Below are 21157 nucleotides of genomic sequence, written 5' to 3' on the forward strand. Positions count from 1 at the left end.
GCCCGGGCGCCCCGGCGTCGCCCCCTCTCCCCACCCCTTCTTCTTGCGCACTCCCTCATGTCCGCCGGCCTGAACCTTGCCCAGCAGGAAGCCGTGAACTACCTGCATGGCCCCTGCCTCGTGCTCGCGGGTGCGGGCTCGGGCAAGACGCGCGTGATCACGCACAAGATCGCGCGGCTGATCCAGGCCGGGCTGGAGCCCAAGCGCATCGCGGCGATCACCTTTACCAACAAGGCCGCGGCCGAAATGCGCGAGCGCGCCAAGGGGCTGATCGGGCGCGACGCGCGCCATGTGGTGGTGTGCACCTTCCACGCCTTGGGCGTGCGCATGATGCGCGAGGACGGCGCGGTGCTGGGCCTCAAGCCGCAGTTCAGCATCCTCGATGCCGACGACGTGACCAAGATCCTCAAGGACGCGGGCGGCACCACCGACGCGGCCACGGCGCGCAGCTGGCAGTGGACCATCAGCAAGTGGAAGAACATGGGCCTGAACGCCGCCGAGGCCGAAGCCCAGGCCGTGGACGACAACGAGCGCATCATCGCGCGCATCATGGCCCGCTACGAGGAGCGGCTGGTGGCCTACCAGAGCGTGGACTTCGACGACCTGATCGGCATGCCGCTGGCCCTGCTGCACAAGCACCCGCAGGTGCGCGAGAAGTGGCAGAAGGCGCTGGGCCACATCCTGGTGGACGAATACCAGGACACCAACGCCACGCAGTACGAGGTGCTCAAGGCCCTGGCTGGCGAGCGCGGCAGCTTCACGGCCGTGGGCGATGACGACCAGTCCATCTACGGCTGGCGCGGCGCCACGCTGGACAACCTCAAGAAGCTGCCCATCGACTACCCGCAGCTCAAGGTCATCAAGCTGGAGCAGAACTACCGCTCCACCAGCGCCATCCTGCGCGCGGCCAACAACGTGATCGGGCCCAACCCCAAGCTCTTTCCCAAGACGCTGTTCAGCGAACTGGGCGAAGGCGAACCGGTGCGCGTGGTCGATTGCGACAACGAGCAGCACGAGGCCGAGCGCGCCGTGGCGCGCCTGCTGAGCCTGCGCGAGAACTCGCCCCACAAGGAGTGGCGCGACTTCGCCATCCTCTACCGCGCCAACCACCAGGCGCGCGTGTTCGAGCAGGCGCTGCGCAAGGCCAGCATTCCCTACAAGGTCTCGGGCGGTCAGAGCTTCTTCGACCGCGCCGAGATCAAGGACCTGTGCGGCTGGTTCCGCCTGTGGGTCAACAACGACGACGACCCGGCCTTTTTGCGTGCCGTGACCACGCCCAAGCGCGGCATCGGCCACACCACGCTGCAGCAGTTGGGCGTGTTCGCCAGCCAGTACAAGCTCAGCCTGTTCGAGGCCCTGTTCTCCAGCTCGCTGCCCAGTGCCGTGGGCAAGCGCGGCATCGAAGGGCTGCACGAGTTCGGCCGCTACATCAACGACCTGGAATACCGCGCGCGCCACACCAAGGGTGCGCAGGACGCGCGCGCCTTCCTCGACAGCTGGCTCAAGGAAATCGAGTACGAGCAGCACCTGTACGACGGCGAGGAAAGCGAAACCGCCGCGGCCACGCGCTGGGGCCATGTGATGGAGTTCTGCGACTGGATGGCCCAGCGCTGCGGCGGGCAGGTCGACGATGCGAGCGGCGCCAACGCCATCACCGAAGAACCCAAGAGCCTGCTCGAAGTGGCGCAGACCATCTCGCTGCTTTCCACCATCAGCGAGCGCGGCGAGAAGGAGCAGAACGTGCTCACGCTCTCGACGCTGCATGCGTCCAAGGGCCTGGAATGGCCGCATGTGCTGATGGTGGGCGTGAACGAAGGCATGCTGCCCTTCAAGCTGGACGACGACGAAGGCCGGCAGGAAAAAGTGCAGGAGAACACGCTCGAGCGCCTGCAGGAAGAGCGCCGGCTGATGTACGTGGGCATCACGCGCGCGCAGCGCAGCCTGGCCGTGAGCTGGGTCAAGCGCCGCAAGAAGGGCCGCGAGATGGTGCGCGCACTGCCCAGCCGCTTCATCGCCGAGATGGCGCTGGCGCAGAACACGGCCAAGGAAGACCCGCGCGAGAAGCTCAAGGCGCTGCGTGCCGAATTCGCGCGCAAGGCGCAGGAAAGCGCGGCCCTGGCCGCCAAGACCGCATGAAGACCGTCGCCGCCCGCAGCGGCCTGCTGGCCGCCGCCCTGGTGCTGGCCGGCTGCGCCGCGCCCACCGATCCGAACTGCCCGCCTGCGGGTGCGCGCCTGCCGCCCGGTGCGCTCTTTGGCGCCTGGGAGGCCCGCATCGGCGAAGGCAATGCCCCGCGCCTGCGCGTGGACCTGCAGCCGCATCCCGACTATGCCGGCGTGCGCGGGCAGGTGCTGCGCGGCGCCGCCGCCCCGGCCCAGCTGGCCGGCGACATCAATGACGAGGGCGTTCTGCTGCTCGATGAATCCGCCGACGGCCGCAGCATCAGCGCGGTCTGGGAAGGCGAACTGCTCGCGCGCAGCTGCGGGCGCGTCTTTCGCGGCCACTGGCGCCGCGCGGGCGAAGACCAGGGTCAGCCCTTCGAGCTGACCCGCATTGGCACCACACCATGAACCTGTTTGCTCCCTCCACGCTGCTGGCGCTGGCCGCGGCCATGGGCACCAGCCCGGCCGCCCTGGCCCAGACGCCCCCCACCGGCCCGGCCCCGGGCCTGCCGCCCAGCCCGCTGGCCGATGCCCAACTGACCTGGCAGCAATGCACCCGCCTGGGCGGCGACGACGCCGGCCGCCTGGCCTGCTTCGACCGCTGGGCCCAGCAACAGACGCTGCCCGCGGCCGCCGTGCCCGCCGCGCCGCCTGCCCTGGCCAGCGCCCAGCCCTCCAACGCCACGCCGGCCACCGTGCCCGTCGATGCCGCCCTGCCCGCCACGCGCGTGGTCACGGTGGACGACGAGCGCTGCCGCGATCGCCAATACTCCACGCTCTCGCGCTTCTGGGAGCTGGAGGAAGGCACCGACTGCGGCACCTTCACCTTCCGTGGCTACCGGCCGCTGTTCGTGGGCATCTCGGTGGCCAGCGACAAGCCCGACACCCCGACCTCGCCGTCCGAAGGCCACACGGCCGAGGCACAGCCCTACCAGGCGCACGAAATGCGCGTGGGGCTGTCGGTGCGCACCAAGCTGGCCCAGGGCCTGCTCACCGGCGGCGACCCGGTGCGCAAGGATTCGCTGTGGTTCGCCTATTCGCAGCAATCGACCTGGCAGGTCTTCAACGGCGACATCTCGCGCCCCTTCCGCACCACCGACCACGAGCCCGAGCTGATGTACGTGTACCCCACCGACATCCGGCTGCCCGGCGGCTGGCGCTGGCGCTATGCGGGGCTGGGCATCGTGCACCAGTCCAACGGCCAGAGCCTGCCGCTGTCGCGCAGCTGGAACCGCGTGTTCCTGATGGGTGGCGTGGAGCTGGACAGCCGCTTCACCATCACGGGCCGCGTGTGGAAGCGCATCAACGAGAGCGCGACCGATGACGACAACCCCGACATCACGCGCTACCTGGGCCACAGCGAACTCACCGGCAGCTGGAACGTGAACCCGGCCAACACCCTGTCGCTGACGCTGCGCGGCCTGCTGGGCGGCAGCGGCCGCGGCGGCGCGCGCCTGGAATGGACGCGCGCCATCGGCGACCCGGCCAAGAGCAACCTGCGCTGGCACGCGCAGCTCTACCACGGCTACGGCGACACCTTGGTCGACTACAACCGCAAGCGCACGGTGCTGAGCCTGGGGGTGAGCCTGGTGGACTTCTGAAACCGCGCTGCCGGCGCGGCGGAGCACCGGGCGGCGGCCTGCCGGACAAGCGCCAGCGACGAACCTGCAAGGGCTGCACCAGCAGCCAAATCACAGGTTCGCAACGCGTCGTGCTCCCAATGCAAAAAGCCCCTGATCTTTTTCAAGATCAAGGGCTTCGCATGTTTGGTGGCTGGGTCGGAATGGCAAAAACCCCGGCAGGCCCCTATCCATGCGCCTTCCGAAAAGTTACAAATTTTTCAGGGTACGGGTTGGGGTACGGACCTGGAAAACAACGAAATGATCCTTGGTTCAATTCCAAAATCGCCGTGCACGGGCCATTTCAAACAGCCAGCCATAGCTTTGACGCCGACGAGCGGACGATGCCTGCAGTGATTGTGCCCGACTTGCGCTTTACCCCGGAATAACTGCGCGTGTCTTGGGAGGACGCCCACCCTTAGCCCCGTTGCGACGCGCCGCTTCCGCCTTGTGGGGAGAGCGGACTCGACCACGCGCTGCAGCCACCGTCCGTCTGGCAATGTCGATCGGGATCAGGCGCGCCACCAAGCCGGGAATGCCGACCGAGGCCGCCTCGTCGCCCTCGCCGAACACTAGGCCATCCCCCCCAGGAGTCACATAGGGCTGCGCGAGGGCTGCGCGTGAAACTCCCTTCAAGGCGGGCACGCCCTTCGGGTCGATACGCAGCACCAACCCGTTGCTGTACACCAACTCCAGCATGCGGGCCACATAGCGCGCAGATACGGCGTGAGGCTGTTCCAGCGCCTCGCGACCACGCGCCAGCGCCTGTTCGTAGTCGTCGCGAGAAATCCTGGTCGCCATATTCACACCTCCTTCAGCAATTCCATCGTCGTCGATAAACCCCATTCCATAGCCTGGCAGGTAAACGCCACTACGCTTGACGACGACACCGTCGCCCGCTGCGCCACTCGGCAACAGTGCCACGCCCTTCGATCCACGCCGCTTGACGGACACGTTGTCAAGACAAGCCGTCTGCTGCAACCGCCACCAAGCCGCCCGACACGCCAGGCGGTTTCGATGCACCTGACCCGGCCAGCTTGTTGAGCAGCCCCAGCAGCGGTGCATTGCGCTTGGGTTTGACGTCCCACAGCGACACGGCATCCGTCACCATCGAACTCGAAGCGAGCAGTCCAGCCATCCGCCCGGCAGACCGCCGTGACGTGCGGTGGACAGTGGTCCAACGGCCAGATGCGCAGTTCAACATTGCCACTCGTCCAGAGCATAAAAACCCATCATCTTAGGTTTATTGTAGCCCTTCTGCCGCTCTGGCACCCCATCTCTGACAACTCATCAGGGTGGGCAACTGGTACTATCCTCCAGTTCGAGAACTCTGACACATTTTGTAGCGCAATGACTCTCACCACCGCAGGCGATCGAACACCTGTTCACTTCTCAGGGCACGAGACATTTCCCCTGCGACAGATGTGGCTCAAGAAGGTGTTTCAGGAGTCCTTAGGAGGTGGATTGATTCGTAAATCCACCTTCTCCGACGAGGACGCTATTGCCAACTTCGGCGTTGGCAAGAACATGGTCGCCTCGATTCGACATTGGGCCTTGGCCTGCGGTGTCATGTACGAGGCTGATGGGGACTTCCGTGTCGGCAGCCTTGCCAGCGAAATCCTTCGTGACGGTGGATTCGACCCATACGCCGAAAGCCCTTCGACCGCATGGCTAGCCCATTGGCAACTCGCCGGTCGGTGCTTCCGATCCACAACATGGTATTGGCTGTTTAACCATGTCACGGCGCCCGATTTCACGCGCAAGGAGCTAGAAGAGCCGCTCGCTCGCTACGCCCGAGAACTTGACCCGAAGCATCGCCTGTCTGCCTCAACGATTTCGCGCGATCTAGAGACGTGCTTGCGCAGTTACGCGCCACGCGCGGCGGGGGGATCTCCCGAAGACTTCGCCGAGCCGTTGTTGGGCGAGTTGGGCCTGTTGCAAGAGGTCCATAAAGGTCAATATGCCTTCCGCCGCGGCCCCAAGGCCTCACTGCACGATGGCATTTTCTCCTACGCACTCGTCGATTTTTGGAACCGCACGGCTGCTGGTCAAAGTTCGCTAGCCTTCGAGGCTGTCGCGTATGCGGACGGCTCGCCGGGCCGCGTCTTCAAGCTCGACGAAGAGTCGGTTGCCCAACGGCTGATCGCACTTTCGGACTCCACTGGACGCAAACTTGAATGGACAGATTCTGCGGGATTGCGGCAGGTCCATCGCAAGCACCTGACGAAGGACGACATCAAGAACATGATCAGGCGCGCCTATGACTGACAAGAAGCAACTAGCCCTGTCGGACATCGTCCAGATTTCGCGCCAATATCAACGCTCTATCCGCGTCGACACTGACATCGGCCGTGCAGATGCCCTGTCTGGCTATATCTGCCACGGTACCGCAGCTTCCCTGGTCGATGGCATGTGCAAACAGCTGGCGGCCACTAACCAACGCTCCTTTACCTGGACAGGCCCCTTCGGTGGAGGCAAGAGCTCTCTGGCCGTGGCATTGGCGAGCGCGCTCCATCCCGACAAGGGACTCCGAATCAAGGCGCGCGAGGCTTTACGCCTGGACTCCATGCCCGCGTTCGACAAGGCCTTCCCCGTCCGCAAGGGTTGGCTGCTCGTCCCGGCGGTGGGCCGACGCGGAAGTATCGTTGCGGAGTTGCATGCGTCGCTTCGCCGCGCGCAAGGAAAAACCGTCGACGGCCGAAGCAAACCCAACGCCCAAACGCTGATCGCAGAGCTTCTTGATGAAGCCAAGAGCCGACCACATGATGGTGTGTTGGTCATCATCGACGAGATGGGCAAGTTCTTGGAAGCCTCTGCCCTCGGCTCGGGGGATGACGTCTACTTCTTCCAGGAGCTCGCCGAAGCCGCTGCCCGCTCCGAAGGTCGCCTGGTAGTCATCGGCGTGCTGCATCAATCCTTCGCGCAGTATTCGGCGCGCTTGGGTATCGATACCCGGGACGACTGGGCCAAGGTTCAAGGCCGCTACGTCGACCTGCCCTTCGTGGCCGCGAGCGACGAGGTCGTCGAGCTCATCGGGCGCGCGATCGAAGCCAAAATGCGGCCCGATTGGATGGCCGAGGCTTCGGTCGCCATCGCCGAGGCGATCCGCTCGCGCCGCCCCGCCGTGGGTAATGACTTCGCCAAGGCCTTGGAGGCCTGCTGGCCGCTGCACCCGGCCATGGCCGCGCTGCTGGGCCCGATCTCCAAGAGGCAGTTCGGGCAAAACGAGCGCAGTACCTTCGGCTTCCTGTCGTCGGTGGAACCGCATGGTTTCCGCTCCTACCTGAACTCGACGCTCAAGGACGAGGCGAGCTGGTATCGCCCGAGCGATTACTGGGACTACCTGCGCTCGAACTTGGAGCCTGCGATCCTGGCCTCCTCTGACGGCCATCGCTGGTCGCAGGCAGTCGAAGCGGTCGAGCGGGCCGAAGTCAAGACGGGCGATGCCTTGCTCGTGTCAATGATCAAGAACATCGCGGTCATCGACCTCTTCCGCAACGGGTCCGGTCTGGCGGCTGATTCGGCGGTGATCGCCTCGCTCTTCTACCCGCGGCCGGCCATCGAGCTCGACGGCGCCCTCAGAAAGCTCTCCGAACTCAAGGTCTCCCTCTTCAAGAGCTACACCGGAGCTTGGTCGGTGTTCGAGGGCAGCGACTTCGACATCGACGCGGCCATCGCCCAAGCCTTGGCGGTCTCTCCCGGCATCGACTACGCGCGGCTCGCGCAGCTCATGGGCCTGCATCCCGTGGTGGCCAAGCGGCACTATCACGAGACGGGCTCAATGCGCTGGATGGAGCTCTCGCTTTGCAGCATCGAACAGGCCGAGAAGATCGCCGCGAACTTCCAACCCAAGAAGGGCGAGTTCGGCGCCTTCATCCTCGCGCTGCCGAGCAAAGGCATGAAGCCCAGGGACGCGCGGAAACGCGCGCAGGCCTGCGCCAAGCTTCGCCCCTGGCCGGTGATGATCGGCATCCCTGAGAACCACGCCCGCATCGCTGAGCTCTCCGCTGAGCTGGTGGCCTTGGAGCAAGTCAAGGATCGCCACGAGCTTGCAGGCGACGCCGTGGCGCGCCGCGAGGTGTATGCCCGCTTGGCGGCCACCCGCGCCGACCTGGAAGACCAACTGCAAGCCGCCGTGTCGCTGGCGAAGTGGCACGACGGATCCGATCAAGTCGTGGAGCCTGGCTCGAAGCTCTCGCCCGTTGCTTCGAGCTTGGCGGAAGAACTATTCACCGACTCGCCCCCAGTGTGGAGCGAGCTGGTCAACCGCGACAGCGTGTCGAGCAACAGCGTGAAGGCCCGCCGCGATCTGCTGCACGCGATGGTCAATGCTGAAGGTCAGGAGGCCCTAGGCTTCGAGGGTTTCCCGGCAGAGCGCGGCCTCTACGAGACGCTCCTGAAAAGCACGGGGCTTCATCGCCAAGACGCATCTGGCGCCTGGCGTTGCATGCCGCCCGACAACCAGTTCGCAGAGGGCTTCAAGAATCTGTGGGATGAGACGCGCGCCCTGTTCTCGGACGCCGACGCTCGCGTGGGCGCGCACGAGATCTATGCGTTGTGGAGCGCCCCTCCTTTCGGCATGAAGCTGGGCATCCAACCGGTGATCCTCACAGCCTTCCTGCTCGCCCACAAGGCCAACATCGCCGTCTATAAGGACGGGATGTTCGTGCCCAGGCTCACCGACTTCGACATCGACGAATGCCTGCAAGACCCTGACCGCTTCTCGCTGCGCTGGGTGGCCATTGACGAAGACAAGAACCGAATCCTCGAAGGCATCTCGAAGCTCCTTGCCGAGATCGGCGAGAACGCTGGAGCGGCCGACCCGCTTGAAGCCGCCCGCGGCATGGTGGCCATGGTCTTCAACCTGCCGGAATGGGCCCGGCGGACCTCGCGGCTGGGCCAGACGGCCAAGGACATGCGCGACATGCTCTTGAAGGCCAGCGACCCGCACAAGGTCTTGTTCGTCGACCTAGCGTCTCTTCTGGGCGCGGCCGACGGCAAGGCCTACGTGAAGGCGCTGCGCGCGCCGCTGCAAGAGCTCGCCGGCGCCTACGGCAAGATGCTCTCGGAAGTCGAAGCCAAGATGCTCTCCGCGCTCGACGCGGGCCGCGACGACCTCGAAGCCCTGCGCGAGCGGGCGAAGTCGGTCTCCGGCATTTCGGGCGATTTCCAAATGGATGGCTTCGCCACGCGCCTGGCCAACTACGACGGATCGCGCTCCTCTCTTGAAGGCATCCTGGCGCTAGCGGCCGAGAGGCCGCCTCGCGACTGGGTGGACCGCCATATCGACGCCGCCGTGTTGGAGCTCTCCAAGTTCGCACGGCGCTTCCGCGAGTCGGAGGCTTTTGCTGCCGTGCAGGGCCGCAAGGCGCACAGCGAAGCCATCGCAGTTGTTATCGGCGCGGGCGCGGACACCAAGACGATCTCGCGTTCGTTCTCGATCTCGGATCGGCATCGCAAGACCGTGGAGGCTAAGGCCGACGAGCTCGCCTCGATGCTCGAGGGGCAAGGCTTGGGGACCGACGTATTGCTGGCGATCCTGGCCAAGGCCGGGATAAAGTTGGCGTCCATCGACAAGGAGCCGGCCAATGGCTGAGCGGCATGTTCTGGGGATCTCCGGCGGAAAGGACAGCGCGGCGCTGGCCGTCTACATGGCCGCCAAGCACCCTGAGCTCGACATCGACTACTTCTACACCGACACCGGCGAAGAGCTTCCCGAGGTTTACGAGTTCTTGGCCAAGCTCGAAGGCAAGCTGCACAAGCCGATCTTGCGGTTGAACCCCAACCGAGACTTCAAGTTTTGGCTGCGCCAATACAACCATTTCCTGCCCAATCCCAATTCGCGCTGGTGCACCCGGAAGTTGAAGCTTGCCCCGTTCGAGGAGTGGGTTCGGCCCATGCTGGCAGCTGGCGACAAGGTCACTTCCTATGTGGCCATCCGCGCCGATGAAGACTATCGCGAGGGCTATGCGGCCAAGGCCGAGAATCTCTTCGTGAAGCTACCCTTCCGCGAGGCCGGCATCGACAAGGCCGGCGTCATCGACATCTTGGAGAACTCCGGCGTCGGATACCCCAAGTACTACGAGTGGCGTTCGCGCAGCGGCTGCACCTTCTGCTTCTTCCAGCAGAAGATCGAGTGGGTGCGCCTGCGCGAGAAACACCCAGACGCCTACGAGGCTGCCAAGGCCCTGGAGAAGGACGCGCTAGAGCACGGCTCACCCTTCACTTGGTCCAAGGGCGAGTCTCTCTCGGACCTGGAGCAGCCAGAACGCATCGCGGAGATCCAAGCTGAATACGACATCCGCCGCGCGCGCATGCTCAAGAGCATTCCCATCAATCCGCTGCGGCCTGTGAAGGCCTGCCCGGACGACATCGACGACATCTATGGAGTCGATGAAGGCAACGGTTCCTGTGCTGTCTGCCACAAATAGGCTTGGGACTCGGGCCACCGAGCAAAGCTGTCGGGCCATTGAGCCCTATCAGACCGTCGCTAACGCTTGGATGAACTCGGTCGCCTCCGCATAGTCGTCGTCTTTGCTTATCGGAATGATGTTGACATTGAAGTCCTTGCGCCAACGTCCTCGCTCAACTGCACCCATGTCCTCTTCGGCCATTAGGGCGTAGTGCTGGGGTCCCGACGTCGGCAAGAAGACTTCGGAGATGTATGAGAGCAGCAATTGCAGCTCTGGATCTGCCATGGATGTTCCGATAAACACTATGGAATACATCGTGAACATTGTTGCCAGCATCGCTTGATATGCTCGTTGCCTATAAAGCAGCTCGCGGTAGTCAGCATCGGTCATAACAATGCCATTACCAATTTTTGTAGCATCGCCGTGTGCCTTCAGGATGAAGAACTCGCGATTGCTGAGAGCACTTTGCGTTGCCCCCACGTCCCGAAATGTGCAAATGCTGACGTCCGGGTCCACCACCTGATACGCCCTCTCAACCAGTGCGTCGTAGTTTGTTGTGATGACAAACTGCAGGTTTGAGAGCTTTACGAAACCATGATGAAGAGCAGTGGGCTTCGGCTTCGGCGTCACAAAGGTTGATTTAATGAAGTCATCGAAATGCCGACCGAGTACTTCTTTGAGAGCTGATGCAACCATCAAATTCTTGCTCGAATTCGCAATTAGCGATTCATATTCCTTGGCTTCGGCTTCGCCGATCAGCTTCTCCGCGCTCGCTCGCTCAAGCATGGCCTTCAGCATCCCCGACCACATGGGCAAGCCGGCCGGCTTTGATGCCCCTGCGCCAACGTATACGCCACACACGCCCTTCTTGTATGCATCTTTAAGAGATTGCGGGATGCGGGCTGGATCAAGAGCCATGATGATGCTCCTTAAGCGCTGAGAAATTGGTCGATTGCATTCGATCGTACAAGGACGTTGCCTTTAGTTCCGCCCTGAAGCTTGAAGGCCACCAAATAGTTGTAGAGGTGCTTGCTAAGCCTTTTGCTCACTTCCGAACTTACAAGCGCCTCCTCAGGCGCGTGAGTAAATTTCCGTCGTAACGCGTCAAACACCTGAAATCTTGAGGCCGTTACTTGCACATCGAGCTTGACCTTTAGTCGCAACTGCTGAATCACCCACCATGCCAAGTCCACTACTATCCATTTGTGTCGAATAGAAAACCCCAGCAATGCATTCAACGCGTCCAAGAACGCGAAGGCTGCCTCGACCTCTTTGCTAATCTTCATCAGCGCGTTGTTGTGGCTTGCATCGAATTCTTGATAGAGATGTTTTAGGTTGGGAGCCTTGATATCAAGCTCCGTGCCGTGCGCGCCCAACGCAAAGACGTGCGCAACGTAGTCTTGGCGACGGTAGCGAGGCTGCGGAATGCGGCTGTTAGTAAAAAAGCTGTGCGAGAGCGCGATCGCTTCAACCAAATTTCTCACCGGGCCTAGCATCGCGTTCCGCAGCTCCGCCGGATTCAGCGGCACGCCTTGTTGAAGACGTGAGAAGAGCCGAGAAATTTCGAGCTGATCGGATTCCACTATTTTCGCGACAGTGATCTCGAACTCATCGAAGGCATCGCGCAGCCGTTTGGGCAAGGCACTGTATGTTTTGCCGTTGACGTCCTCTTGCCCAATGGGTTCAAGCTTCTCGGCGTTTTTCAACGGCAGCTCGTTATCTCGGAATAACCATATCGCACGAAGACGCTGCTGTCCGTCTACGGCATCGTACGCATACGCTCCGTTCTGATCTCTTACCCGGAGATACACCTTCGGGATGTCTAATGACCGTAGCATGGAGTCAATCAGAAGGACCTGTCGAGGGGCCGTCCACGCTGGCCCGCGCTGCCAAGCAGGCGAGATCTGAATCTTCTCTTTCTCGCTGACAAAGTCCGAGACCGTCCAGATCTCTTGTTCTACTTTCATTCCCAATCTCCATTGTTGGCCTAGTTGAGGTCGCTACGAATAGCCTGAACCGCGAGTTCCATGTCGGAATCCGACAAATACGGAGCTTGCGCGAACACTAGGCCCTGCTCGCCATTGAGCTTCGCAGCCAGATGTCCCCGGCCCAGCAACAGCTCGGCCCCCGGTCGATCGAGCGCGATCTTGGAGGTCGCCTCGCTGGACACCTTCAAGATCAGGCGGTTGCCCAGATTCTCGCGAAGCTGCATCGGCATCACATCCTTATCGGGTCGCTGAGCCGCGAAGATCAGGTGAATGCCGGCCGCACGGGCCTTCACACCCAGCCGCTGCACGGCTGCTCCCACCGCCCCCTTGTAGGCGTCGTCGAGCATCCAGTCAGCGAACTCGTCATGGACCAGGAAGACCATGGGCAGGCGCTCTTCGGCTGAGACCTTAGCGTTGTAGGTCGGCAGATCGCGCGCGCGGGCCTTCGCGAACGCGCGGTAGCGGTCCTCCATTTCCTGCACCAGCGCTTCGAGCACTTCACCGGCCTTCTCCTTGGTGGTGACGATCTCGTCGCGCATGTGCGGCAAGTCCGCCAGCGGCGCGTAATCGACACCCATCTTGGGGTCGATCAAGATGAGCTGCGCCAGGTCTTTGGAGTTCGTCGCAGCGATGTCCAAAATCAAAGCCTGGATCAGCACCGACTTGCCGCTGCCGGTCGCACCGGCCACCAGCGAATGCGGCTCGTGGGACGAGAGCCCGCCGAACTCCGCGCCGAGGTTCAGATACAGCAGCGCGCCGTTGATCTCTTGGAGGCCCAAGAGGAAGGACGTGTTGATGCCGGCGACGTTGCGGTTGAGCTCGCGGCGCGACCAGAGCTCCCAGAGCGACACGGCCTGGCGCTTGGAGCCGGCGACCGTCACCACGATCTCGCCCGGCTTGGGCTGGACCGTCACGAGGTTGATCGCGTGCGTGGTCAAAAGCTGCGTGCGCTTGTTTTCAATGTCCTCGACGCGCAGCCGGTCGGAACCCGCCAAGCGCACCAGGCAGCCGTTAGGCGTCAGCCGCGTCCCAAGGATCGCCGCCTGCAGCCCGTAGCTGTTGAGCGCGGCCTTGAGCTTCTTGGTGACATCCTGGGCCCACTCTTCGCGGGCGGCATCCGATTGCACACCGCCGGCGAACTTAACAGCGACGAGCTCGGAGAGTGCGACGCCTAGGTTTGCGGACGGGACAAGCGCGGGCGCCAGTCCGTGGGCCGCAGCTGCCGCCGTAGCGTCGACTTGGGCCGGGCTTTGCGCAGGAGCTGCCGGCTCTTGCGCCGGGCTGCTGGCCGCAGCCTCCGCAACCGCCGCAGCGAGCTCCGGAGCAGCTTCAATGACCGCATGGGCAACGCCGCTGGCGAGTTGGCCCATGGCCGCGAGCCAGGGCACCCGAGGGGCGGGCTTCTTGAAGCCGTGCCCGCCCCAGGGCTGATGGGCACCCAGCCCAGCGCGAGCGTCGAGCCCGCCCGAGCCCTTTGCATAGGCCTCGGCGAGCTTTCGAAGGTCTGGACGGTCGAAGACCTCCTGCCAGGCCTTCACCCCATCGGACTCCTCCAGGAGTTCCTGGTCGGAAGCCGAGGATGAGCCAGCGTCCGAGGTGTGGACGTAGACATGCGAGTAACCGCGGAGCGAAATCTCCACGTCGCCCTCGCGAAGCTTCGCGCGAGCCCGCTTCATCAGGCCCGTCATCCCTGGCGGGATGTCCGCGTCGATGAGCATGTCGGCCAGGCGGGCGAGCCACACGTCCCGGTCGAGACGGCCAGGATCGCCAAAGAGCGCCTCGCGGAACATGCCCAGCGTGGCCAGGAGCTGGTCCTTGGAGTCGCGGCGCGCCTTAGCGAGGCCGTCGGCAGCGACGTATTTCGATTCGACGATTGAAATGACCACGCGCACGCCCTCCTCGCGCTCCTCGACATTGAGGGCGAGGATGTCGGCGATGCGGCTCTCAGGCTGCGAGAGCCAGCTCGCGTAGTCATCGAGCAGGAAGTAGGCGGTCACGATCTGGCCCCCGCCCGCGGCGGCCCTGAACTCTTCGGCGAGCAAATAGCGGCTGAGCACCAGGCCGATCATTTCGCCCGCGGAGACGCCGCGCTTGGCCGCCCGCAGCACGATGTCGCCGGAGACCGAGAGCGCATCGCGCTTGGCCTTGTCGGCGGCGGCTTGGACCTCGGAGGCGTCGAGCTGCAAGCTCAGCTCGGCCAGGCGCCGACGCACCAGAACGCCGAGAAGGCGCAGCTCGGAGGTCGAGCTCACGATCATGTTGCGGCCGTTGGTGGAGCCGCGGCGGTAGCGGACGACCGTGATGTCGTTGTGCTGGAGCTGGCGTTTGTCGAGCAGCTCGTCGTAGGTTGCGACCCATTCGGCCAGATCGTGGGCGTCCTTGATCATCCCGGCCAGGGCGGGGCTTTGCAGCGAGATGCGCCGGGCCGGCAGGTAGCGCTCGCCAGGCAACGCGTCGAGCTGGCGGCATACGGCGGCCACGGCGGACACGTAGGCCCAGCCGGAGGCAGTCTGCCAGGGGCAGGCCAGGAACGTCGTGGATTTGAGCTCGTTTTCGCCCGACACACTGCGGTAGGACCAGCGCGAGGGGGCGTGCTCGAGGTTCGGCCGGTCGTTGGTCCAAGGCACCGAGAGCCATTCGGACTGGGCAGCGCGCGAGACCACGTCATGCAGGAAGGCCACGTCGAAGGCCTTGAATCCCTGGGCGCTCTCACCAGGAGTCGCAGAGATCGGCGTGACCGAGATGCGCAGCTTCGAGATGAAGTTGTCGCTGGTCTCGCTGACCACGGGCAGATCTGGGTCGTCACCGGCCTTGTTGACTAGCTCACCGTAGACGCTGCGAAGTTTCGCAGGGTCCGAGTGGCGCACAGACACACTGCATTGCAGATTCCCGTCTTCGTGGATCGAAGAGAGCTCGCGCACCGTCGCCAGTGGCAGTTCGGCCGCGTCGGCGTTGTAGAGCACCACACTGAGGTTGGAAGCCTCATGGGGCTGCAAACCGACATAGCGCTCTAGGAGCTCGCGCGCCTGCTTGGCGGCAGCGGCCGGATCCACGTCGGTCATGGCGTCCTCCGCGCCGCGCGTGGGCGACTCCAAGAGGCTGTATCCGTTGACCGTGCTGCTCTCCGAGACCAGAGTCGGCGCGCCGGCCCGGTTGAGCACGGCGATCTCCGGATAGAACGGGTGGGCGATCTCGTCGGAGAGCTCGCGCATGAAGATCTCGCGGTCGCCGTAAAGGATGCTGCCGCTCGACAGCAGATGGGTGGCGAAGCCCGCCACGCGGCGGGACTTCACCGCCAGCGCCTTCATGCGCTCGGGGTGCCACGGCGGGATGATTAACGCGGGGTTGTCGCCGGCCACGCGGGCCGTGCCGACCGACAGGATCTCCGAGACCAAGCGCGAGCGACAAACGTCGCCGCGCGCCTGCGACATCAGGGTCGACATCAACGCGCCGAAGGACTCGGCCTGGCGCATGACGGCCTCACCGTGCAGCCCGATCGAGACGAAGTCCTCCATCGCCTTGATGTAGTCCTCCTCGAACTTGTCCCAGGACGCCTTGACCTCGTCGCGCTGCGACGGGGTCAGGTAGCCGCCCTCCGCCAGATCCTTGATCCGGGACTTGATGTCGGCCCGCAAGCTGCGCAGCTTGTTGGCGGGGGGCACAAGCGAGCCAGCGTCGGTGGAGTAGGTGGCCTCCAAGGTGCCGGTGTCGAGCAGGGAGACGTTCTGCACCCCGCCCTTCTTGCTCACCAGGCGGCGCGGGACCTCGGTGCAGCCGACCGCACCCTTCTCCAACAGGCGGCGCATATCGGCAACCATCGACAGGCCGATGGAGGTGGGCTTGTAGCTCCATAGAAGCTGGGTCTTGGCGAGCACCGTCTCCTTGTCCTTGGATACCTGGACCAGGGCCACGTCGAACTTGATCTGCAGGGCGATGCGAGAGAGCGACGAATTCGGCCGGACCTTGTTCTTTTTGTCGTTGCGAAGCTCCTTCTCCTTGGCGAAGAAGGCCTCGTAGTCGAACAGCGGGTCCGGCAGGCTCGCATTGCCGAGGCGCTCCACCTTCCATTCGGCCTTAGAGCCCATGAGCTCCTTCAAACCGCGATACATCGCCGAGAAGTAGCTACCGGCGTCGTAGTTGAAGCGCTCGCGCCACTCCTTGCGGCCCTTGGCCACGGTGAAGCGCAGGATCCGATCGCCATCGGCGTCGCGCAGTCCCGCATGCAGGCTGTTGACCACGCGGGCGAAGCCGTCGAAGAAGTCATTGCACTCGATGGGTTTGCCATAGAGGGCCTTCTCCCAACGGGCGCAGAGCTTGGCATCTTGCTCGAGCAGCCGGCGGTGCTTGACGAAGAATTCCTCGTCGTCCTCGGTGAAGTCGGAGCGGCGCTCGCGCGACTTCAAATCCTCCAAGAGCTTGCGGCCCTCGATGTCAAGCGAATTCTCCTGGTCGCAGTCGTGATCGAAGAAGCGAACCGTCGCATCGGCCAACCCGAGTTGCTTCTCCTTCGGCTTGTCGAAGGCCAGGTAGACACCATCGCGCTCCCACTCGAACTGGGCGAGCGCTGATGCTGCCTCCTGGTCGCCCGCCGGAGCGGCGGCGAAGGCGTCAAGAGCCAGGCGAGCGCTTTCATCGATTTCCGCCGCATTGGCCTCGATCCGCTCGGCGAGCTCCTCGGGGTCGAGCGGTTGACCGTTCTGACGTTGCTTCTTGAGCAGCGGTGCACGCTGGGTGAAAAGCTTTGCGAAATCCTTCTGCCAGGGCTTACGCAAGGAGCCGAAGCTCTTGGCGTTCGAGAAATGCGAGCTGTCGCGAGGCAGACCGGCGCGCGGCATGGCAAAGCCGACCGCATTGCGAATGGCAAGCCCGCGGGTGGACATGGCCTCGACGATCTCGGAGCAAAACTCGCCGAGTTGGACAAGCGAGAGCTCGGAGGAAGTCAGGAGACCGCCCAGTGCCGCTTGAAATACCAAGCGGTCATCCGGCACGGGCGAGATCCCTCCCGCGAGCAACGCGGCCTCGACCCACGGTTCGGGGTCGGCGCGCATCTCCTTGGCGCCGATCGCCATGACGTGGCCCAGCGTGTCGGCCAAGTTGTGCTCGTTGCCGTTGGCGGTGAGGATCGCCGCCTTGGCAGTCGTCGCGTTGTTGCGGACGTAGCCGGCGTTGTGCGATATCAAGATCTCGGGGGGCAAGCCTTGGCCGTCGACCAATGCCTCGGGGATCATGAGATCCACGAGGGCGAACAGGTCCGGATTGGCAAGGATCGCGCGCGCCACGGCTGCGATTTGGCTGGACGAGAGCTTGTCGAGCCGGAACAGCGCAGCAGAATCTCCGGGCTGGCCAGGGTTGGAAATGCGCTTGGCGAGGATGTTCGCTCCGACGCGCCCAATGATGCGGTCGGTCAGCATGCAGCCTCTCCCTTGAACGCGAACGGGTTTTCAACGAACGAGCAGGAGTCGGAGAGCCTGCGGACCAGGCCCAACCCCACAAGCCGGGCTTCGAGGTTGTCCCGGTTTTCGCTAAGCTCCTCTTGGTCGACAAGCTTCGCGTCGACCAGGCGAACGCCTTCGGCGTCGCCGAGGATCAAGCCATAACGCTTCTTGGCCTCCCCTAAAAATTCGTCGAACTGCATACGATCGTCGACGATGGCCACCACGATCGACTTCAACAACCGATCATTGGGGGCATAGCGGGTGCGCCGCGAGAGTCGGCGGGAGCTGAGCCCAATCGCCCTTGACCAGGAGGCGTGGATTTTGCCAACGTGCTGCTCGTGGCGCGCGAGGGCAAGCTCGGCGAGCTTACCCACCAAGGCGTCAGGGCTCTCGCCCGAATAGTCCTCCTCGTCATCGCCATCAACCGAGGGCCACTGGAAACGTTCGCGCATCAGTTTCACGCGCTCAGCGTCGGGGAAGTCGCCAGAAGCGGCCTTGGCCCAGCCTGCGTCCATGCGGATCGACTCGACATGTGCACGCACCGCCTTGGAGGGCAAGCCTTGGTTGAGCTGATAGCTGTCCCCGGAGAGCGCTCGGACCTTCGTGCGTTCCTTGGAGACAATCTCGCAGACGATCTCGACCGGATCATCGTTGCCGGCCACGCGCTTCGCTCGCTCGAGGAAGTAGAGCAGCATGTTGAGACCCGAAATGGCGATCAGATGCTCCAGCGCGTCGTAGATCGGCATGTCCGTGGCCAGGATCGCTAGCCAGTCTTCGCAGATCTGATCGAAACGCGGGTTGGTCGCCTCGGGCAGATAGCCCGACTGTCGGAAGTCGTCAGCCCGTTGGGGCACACCCTGCATCGCGCGGGCGAGGCGGTTCATTGCGGCCTCACGGTCGAACAACCGCTTGGCCAACAAGTCGCCCAATTCGGCACCGCGCTTGGCCCGCGTGAGCATCATGTAGAGCAGCTCGCCGGTGCGTGCAAAGAAGCGCCGATCGTTGCTCATTTTTCCCTTGGAGTCGATCTCCAAGTCCTCGTAGAGAGCGTCAGGACCGAAGGGGAAGACGAACTTGGAGCTCCATCGTTTGTTGCTGCGCGACTCAAAGGAAGAAGAGCGCAGCAGCTCGACGGCCTTCGCGAAGTCGTCGAAGCTCGTAAACGAGTGGCGCAGGTAGGCCATGTCGCCGACACCGTCGCCGTTGCCCGTCGCGCCCTGGCTAAAGCGCTCGAACCACTGCCGCCACTTTTCCTCGTCGGGCTGCGCGCTCTCGGAGATGGACTCGACGTAGGGGTTGTTGAAGATCAGGCCGCGAAGGCGAATCTGACGCTGAGGCTGGAACTTGAAGGCCCCGCCCAACCCTTCATGAGGGCGCAGCGGCTTGTCAAGGTTAGAGCCCAGGGCACCGAGAAACTCGAGCACCGTCAAATGCGGAAGCTGCTCGTCGTAGAGGCGATGCCCCCAGATGTTCTCGTCGACGCAGAAATCGACGTTCTTGATCTCGGGCCGTTTGAAGATCTCGCTCATGCTAGGGCCCTTACGGTCACGGGGCGGGCAAAGCCGCGGCCTCCAGGCTCAATGTCGATGAAATTCAGCGTCAGCGCGGAGGCTTCCCCGCCGACCTCGTCATCGTCGCCGGCAAAGCCCACCTTGCGGACGATCTCGGCCTTCCGCAGGAGCTTCGCCTTGAAGGCCAGCAGGTCTTCGAGACATTCATTAGAGAAGCTCGCCGGCAGTGCGCCTTCGGCCACGCGAGCGAGGAACTCATGCCGGATAGGTGTGAGGTCGAACGCGACCGAATTGCCGGGCCCGGGCGAGAGCGACACGTCGAGCTGGGGGCGGCCGGTCTCCTCGTCGAGCTTGATGGCCATGCCAACGCCGCCTTGCCTGCGGGAGGGTGTCTCGTGATCGCAGAGCACGCTCACACGGCTCTGCGTGAAGCCGCCGGAGCTGGCGATGAAGATGCGATCGACATTCTCCAAGAGTAGGCCGGTCATGACTCGATTGAGGCCGCGGGCGATGCGCCCGCGCGTGCCATCGCTCACAGGCCTCTTCGCCTTCAGCGATTCGATGATGTCCAAATAGTCGCCCGCAAAGCGGAAGGCCGTCATCGACCAGCGTGGGTATCCGGGCTCGGCCTCGGGCAGCGCGAAATAGAGCCGGCGGCGCTGGTCTTCCAGCATCTCCATGAACTCGGCGGAGCCGCCTTCCAAGCGAGCTCCCTCATGACCTTCAAGGTAGGCATCTTGGGCCGAGCGGAATTCCGCCGTCGCGCCATAGATCGGGTCGACAGCCACTAGGCGCGCAAAATCGGCCTGCAGACGCGAATCGTCCTTGCCGTAGACCAGCAAGCCATCGGCCGCATTGGTCGTTTCTTCGCCTACGCTAAAGCTCGCCATGGCCTTGAAGACGGGGCGGCCGGACGCCCGACGCTTGGGTAAATTTGCTCCGAAGGCGTTAGCGTAGATGCTGGCTTTGCCGATGTGCCCGCCCTCTTGGATCTTGGGCACGTCTGCGCAAGTCATGAGGTTCTCTTTGGCCCCCTTGGCATCAGCGTAGCCAAGTACCATGTTGGAGCAGAGAGCCAGCAGGTCGCGCACTGGGAGGTGGAGTCCGTTGAGGCGGGCGATCTCGACGAGGTCGCCGAGACGACGCGCGAGCTGCCTTCCATCGGATTCGCCGAGCAGGCGGCGGCGATTCTCATCGATCGGGCAGACCTTCCCGTCGGCCTTCAAAGAACAATGCGCACAGTTTGCCCACTCAGGATGCCCGGCCACCGCCTGGGCGACTTCGTCGAGCGTCTTTCGACTGGTGGAACGGCTGAGGTCAAAGACGGCCAGGCGCTGAGGCGCAGGTCCGGCTTGCAGGAAGCACTCCTGCAAGGGCTTGCGAAGGGGATGCGTGCGATCCTGCCGCTTACCCAAGTCGCGCAGGCGATCGAGAAGCTGACCATGGTTGGCCGCCAGGATCACAACTTCCGAATCGTCGCCGCCTAGAACCGACTTCTCCAGTCGCTGTAGCGGCAGATCGCTCTCTTCACCATTGAATTCGGAAAGGTCTTTGATGAAGACTGCTAAGCGACCATCGGCCAGGCGCAGCTCCTTCACATTTCCCTTGCTCGCCCACTCTCTGGGATCACCACCAATGCGTGTCCACAAGGCTCGGCAGTGGTAGGTTTTGCCATCACCCGCAGTCCCTGCGATCAGTATCGAGCCTGGAGCTTTCGACTCAAAGTGATGAACCATCGCGTCCAGCAACGGTGTCGACAGGCTGATAGGCGCCACCTTCGCCCTCCCGAGCGCGTTCGCCACGTACTCATCAAACATCGTCAGGTTGTTCGGCGTAGGGCCATAGCTGCGCAGGAACTTGACCCATGCGCTGGCTGGTGGTGCCCCGAGCCCACCTTCGCCTTGAAACGGCGTACTCATCGCGTTGCTCCTCCGTCAAGCGGATTCTCCATGCCGACCTCGCGAGACGCAGAAGATCAGCAGTGCAGGGACAGCAATTGCCCCGGATGCTACAGAGAGTAACACCAACG

The 21157-nt window shown here is 63.5% G+C and carries 14 protein-coding genes; 7 read left to right on the plus strand and 7 right to left on the minus strand.

Going from position 1 to position 21157, the window contains the following annotated elements; genetic code table 11:
- Positions 1–57 precede the first annotated feature (57 nt).
- The 4 genes from PGB34_RS11855 (at position 58) to PGB34_RS11870 (ending at position 4170) form a co-directional block, all read left to right on the plus strand.
- Positions 58–2136 carry an ATP-dependent helicase gene (locus PGB34_RS11855; protein WP_271428303.1) on the plus strand — a complete coding sequence of 693 codons (2079 nt, stop codon included), beginning with the start codon at positions 58–60 and terminating at the stop codon, positions 2134–2136.
- On the plus strand, positions 2133–2570 hold the full coding sequence (locus PGB34_RS11860) for a hypothetical protein (protein WP_271428304.1): 438 nt from the start codon (positions 2133–2135) through the stop codon (positions 2568–2570). Before PGB34_RS11855 ends, PGB34_RS11860 begins: the two co-directional genes overlap by 4 nt.
- A complete protein-coding gene (locus tag PGB34_RS11865) occupies positions 2567–3763 on the plus strand; it encodes a phospholipase A (protein ID WP_271428305.1) in 1197 nt (398 codons plus the stop codon). The genes PGB34_RS11860 and PGB34_RS11865 overlap by 4 nt, the downstream gene beginning before the upstream one ends.
- Before the next feature lie 119 nt (positions 3764–3882).
- Positions 3883–4170 carry a hypothetical protein gene (locus tag PGB34_RS11870; protein WP_271428306.1) on the plus strand — a complete coding sequence of 96 codons (288 nt, stop codon included), beginning with the start codon at positions 3883–3885 and terminating at the stop codon, positions 4168–4170.
- Here the strand turns inward: PGB34_RS11870 and PGB34_RS11875 are convergent.
- Positions 4157–4705 (minus strand): DUF2442 domain-containing protein, encoded by a 549-nt coding sequence (locus PGB34_RS11875; RefSeq protein WP_271428307.1) that lies wholly within the window; start codon positions 4703–4705, stop codon positions 4157–4159. The genes PGB34_RS11870 and PGB34_RS11875 overlap by 14 nt on opposite strands.
- A gap of 34 nt (positions 4706–4739) precedes the next feature.
- On the minus strand, positions 4740–4892 hold the full coding sequence (locus tag PGB34_RS11880; RefSeq protein ID WP_271428308.1) for a hypothetical protein: 153 nt from the start codon (positions 4890–4892) through the stop codon (positions 4740–4742).
- A gap of 239 nt (positions 4893–5131) precedes the next feature.
- Between PGB34_RS11880 and PGB34_RS11885 the strand changes: the two genes are divergently transcribed.
- The 3 genes from PGB34_RS11885 to PGB34_RS11895 are packed head-to-tail and all read left to right on the plus strand — an operon-like array spanning position 5132 to position 10212.
- Positions 5132–6049, plus strand: coding sequence for a DUF4007 family protein (locus PGB34_RS11885; protein ID WP_271428309.1), 918 nt, complete (start codon positions 5132–5134; stop codon positions 6047–6049).
- Complete coding sequence (locus PGB34_RS11890; protein ID WP_271428310.1) at positions 6042–9377, plus strand: ATP-binding protein; 3336 nt, start codon at positions 6042–6044, stop codon at positions 9375–9377. Before PGB34_RS11885 ends, PGB34_RS11890 begins: the two co-directional genes overlap by 8 nt.
- Positions 9370–10212, plus strand: a complete 843-nt coding sequence (locus tag PGB34_RS11895) for a phosphoadenosine phosphosulfate reductase family protein (RefSeq protein WP_271428311.1) — start codon at positions 9370–9372, stop codon at positions 10210–10212. Before PGB34_RS11890 ends, PGB34_RS11895 begins: the two co-directional genes overlap by 8 nt.
- 48 nt (positions 10213–10260) lie before the next feature.
- Here the strand turns inward: PGB34_RS11895 and PGB34_RS11900 are convergent, their stop codons facing one another.
- From PGB34_RS11900 to PGB34_RS11920, 5 genes are read right to left on the minus strand one after another with little or no spacing between them, the layout of a single operon-like run.
- A complete protein-coding gene (locus PGB34_RS11900; protein ID WP_271428312.1) occupies positions 10261–11112 on the minus strand; it encodes an SIR2 family NAD-dependent protein deacylase in 852 nt (283 codons plus the stop codon).
- An 11-nt stretch (positions 11113–11123) separates the two neighbouring features.
- The gene (locus PGB34_RS11905; protein WP_271428313.1) at positions 11124–12161 is read right to left on the minus strand and encodes a DUF262 domain-containing protein; all 1038 of its coding nucleotides are present in this window, start codon (positions 12159–12161) and stop codon (positions 11124–11126) included.
- Positions 12162–12181: 20 nt separating this feature from the next.
- Entirely contained in the window at positions 12182–17593 is a 5412-nt protein-coding gene (locus tag PGB34_RS11910; protein ID WP_271428314.1) for an FtsK/SpoIIIE domain-containing protein, read from the minus strand.
- Positions 17587–19146 (minus strand): hypothetical protein, encoded by a 1560-nt coding sequence (locus PGB34_RS11915; RefSeq protein WP_271428315.1) that lies wholly within the window; start codon positions 19144–19146, stop codon positions 17587–17589. The genes PGB34_RS11910 and PGB34_RS11915 overlap by 7 nt, the downstream gene beginning before the upstream one ends.
- Positions 19143–21047, minus strand: a complete 1905-nt coding sequence (locus PGB34_RS11920; protein WP_271428316.1) for a hypothetical protein — start codon at positions 21045–21047, stop codon at positions 19143–19145. The genes PGB34_RS11915 and PGB34_RS11920 overlap by 4 nt, the downstream gene beginning before the upstream one ends.
- Positions 21048–21157: the final 110 nt, after the last annotated feature.

Origin of the sequence: Xenophilus arseniciresistens, assembly GCF_028023875.1 — a bacterium.
Taxonomy (GTDB): Bacteria; Pseudomonadota; Gammaproteobacteria; order Burkholderiales; family Burkholderiaceae_C; genus Xenophilus; species Xenophilus arseniciresistens.

What these genes read in the sequence shown, in the direction of transcription:
- PGB34_RS11860 (WP_271428304.1), top strand. Translation starts at nt 2,133, where the DNA reads ATGAAGACCGTCGCCGCCCGCAGCGGCCTGCTGGCCGCCGCCCTGGTG.
- PGB34_RS11870 (WP_271428306.1), top strand. Translation starts at nt 3,883, where the DNA reads ATGCAAAAAGCCCCTGATCTTTTTCAAGATCAAGGGCTTCGCATGTTT.
- PGB34_RS11895 (WP_271428311.1), top strand. Translation starts at nt 9,370, where the DNA reads ATGGCTGAGCGGCATGTTCTGGGGATCTCCGGCGGAAAGGACAGCGCG.
- PGB34_RS11900 (WP_271428312.1), bottom strand. Translation starts at nt 11,112, where the DNA reads ATGGCTCTTGATCCAGCCCGCATCCCGCAATCTCTTAAAGATGCATAC.
- PGB34_RS11865 (WP_271428305.1), top strand. Translation starts at nt 2,567, where the DNA reads ATGAACCTGTTTGCTCCCTCCACGCTGCTGGCGCTGGCCGCGGCCATG.
- PGB34_RS11890 (WP_271428310.1), top strand. Translation starts at nt 6,042, where the DNA reads ATGACTGACAAGAAGCAACTAGCCCTGTCGGACATCGTCCAGATTTCG.
- PGB34_RS11910 (WP_271428314.1), bottom strand. Translation starts at nt 17,593, where the DNA reads ATGCTGACCGACCGCATCATTGGGCGCGTCGGAGCGAACATCCTCGCC.
- PGB34_RS11920 (WP_271428316.1), bottom strand. Translation starts at nt 21,047, where the DNA reads ATGAGTACGCCGTTTCAAGGCGAAGGTGGGCTCGGGGCACCACCAGCC.
- PGB34_RS11880 (WP_271428308.1), bottom strand. Translation starts at nt 4,892, where the DNA reads ATGGTGACGGATGCCGTGTCGCTGTGGGACGTCAAACCCAAGCGCAAT.
- PGB34_RS11915 (WP_271428315.1), bottom strand. Translation starts at nt 19,146, where the DNA reads ATGAGCGAGATCTTCAAACGGCCCGAGATCAAGAACGTCGATTTCTGC.
- PGB34_RS11885 (WP_271428309.1), top strand. Translation starts at nt 5,132, where the DNA reads ATGACTCTCACCACCGCAGGCGATCGAACACCTGTTCACTTCTCAGGG.
- PGB34_RS11855 (WP_271428303.1), top strand. Translation starts at nt 58, where the DNA reads ATGTCCGCCGGCCTGAACCTTGCCCAGCAGGAAGCCGTGAACTACCTG.
- PGB34_RS11905 (WP_271428313.1), bottom strand. Translation starts at nt 12,161, where the DNA reads ATGAAAGTAGAACAAGAGATCTGGACGGTCTCGGACTTTGTCAGCGAG.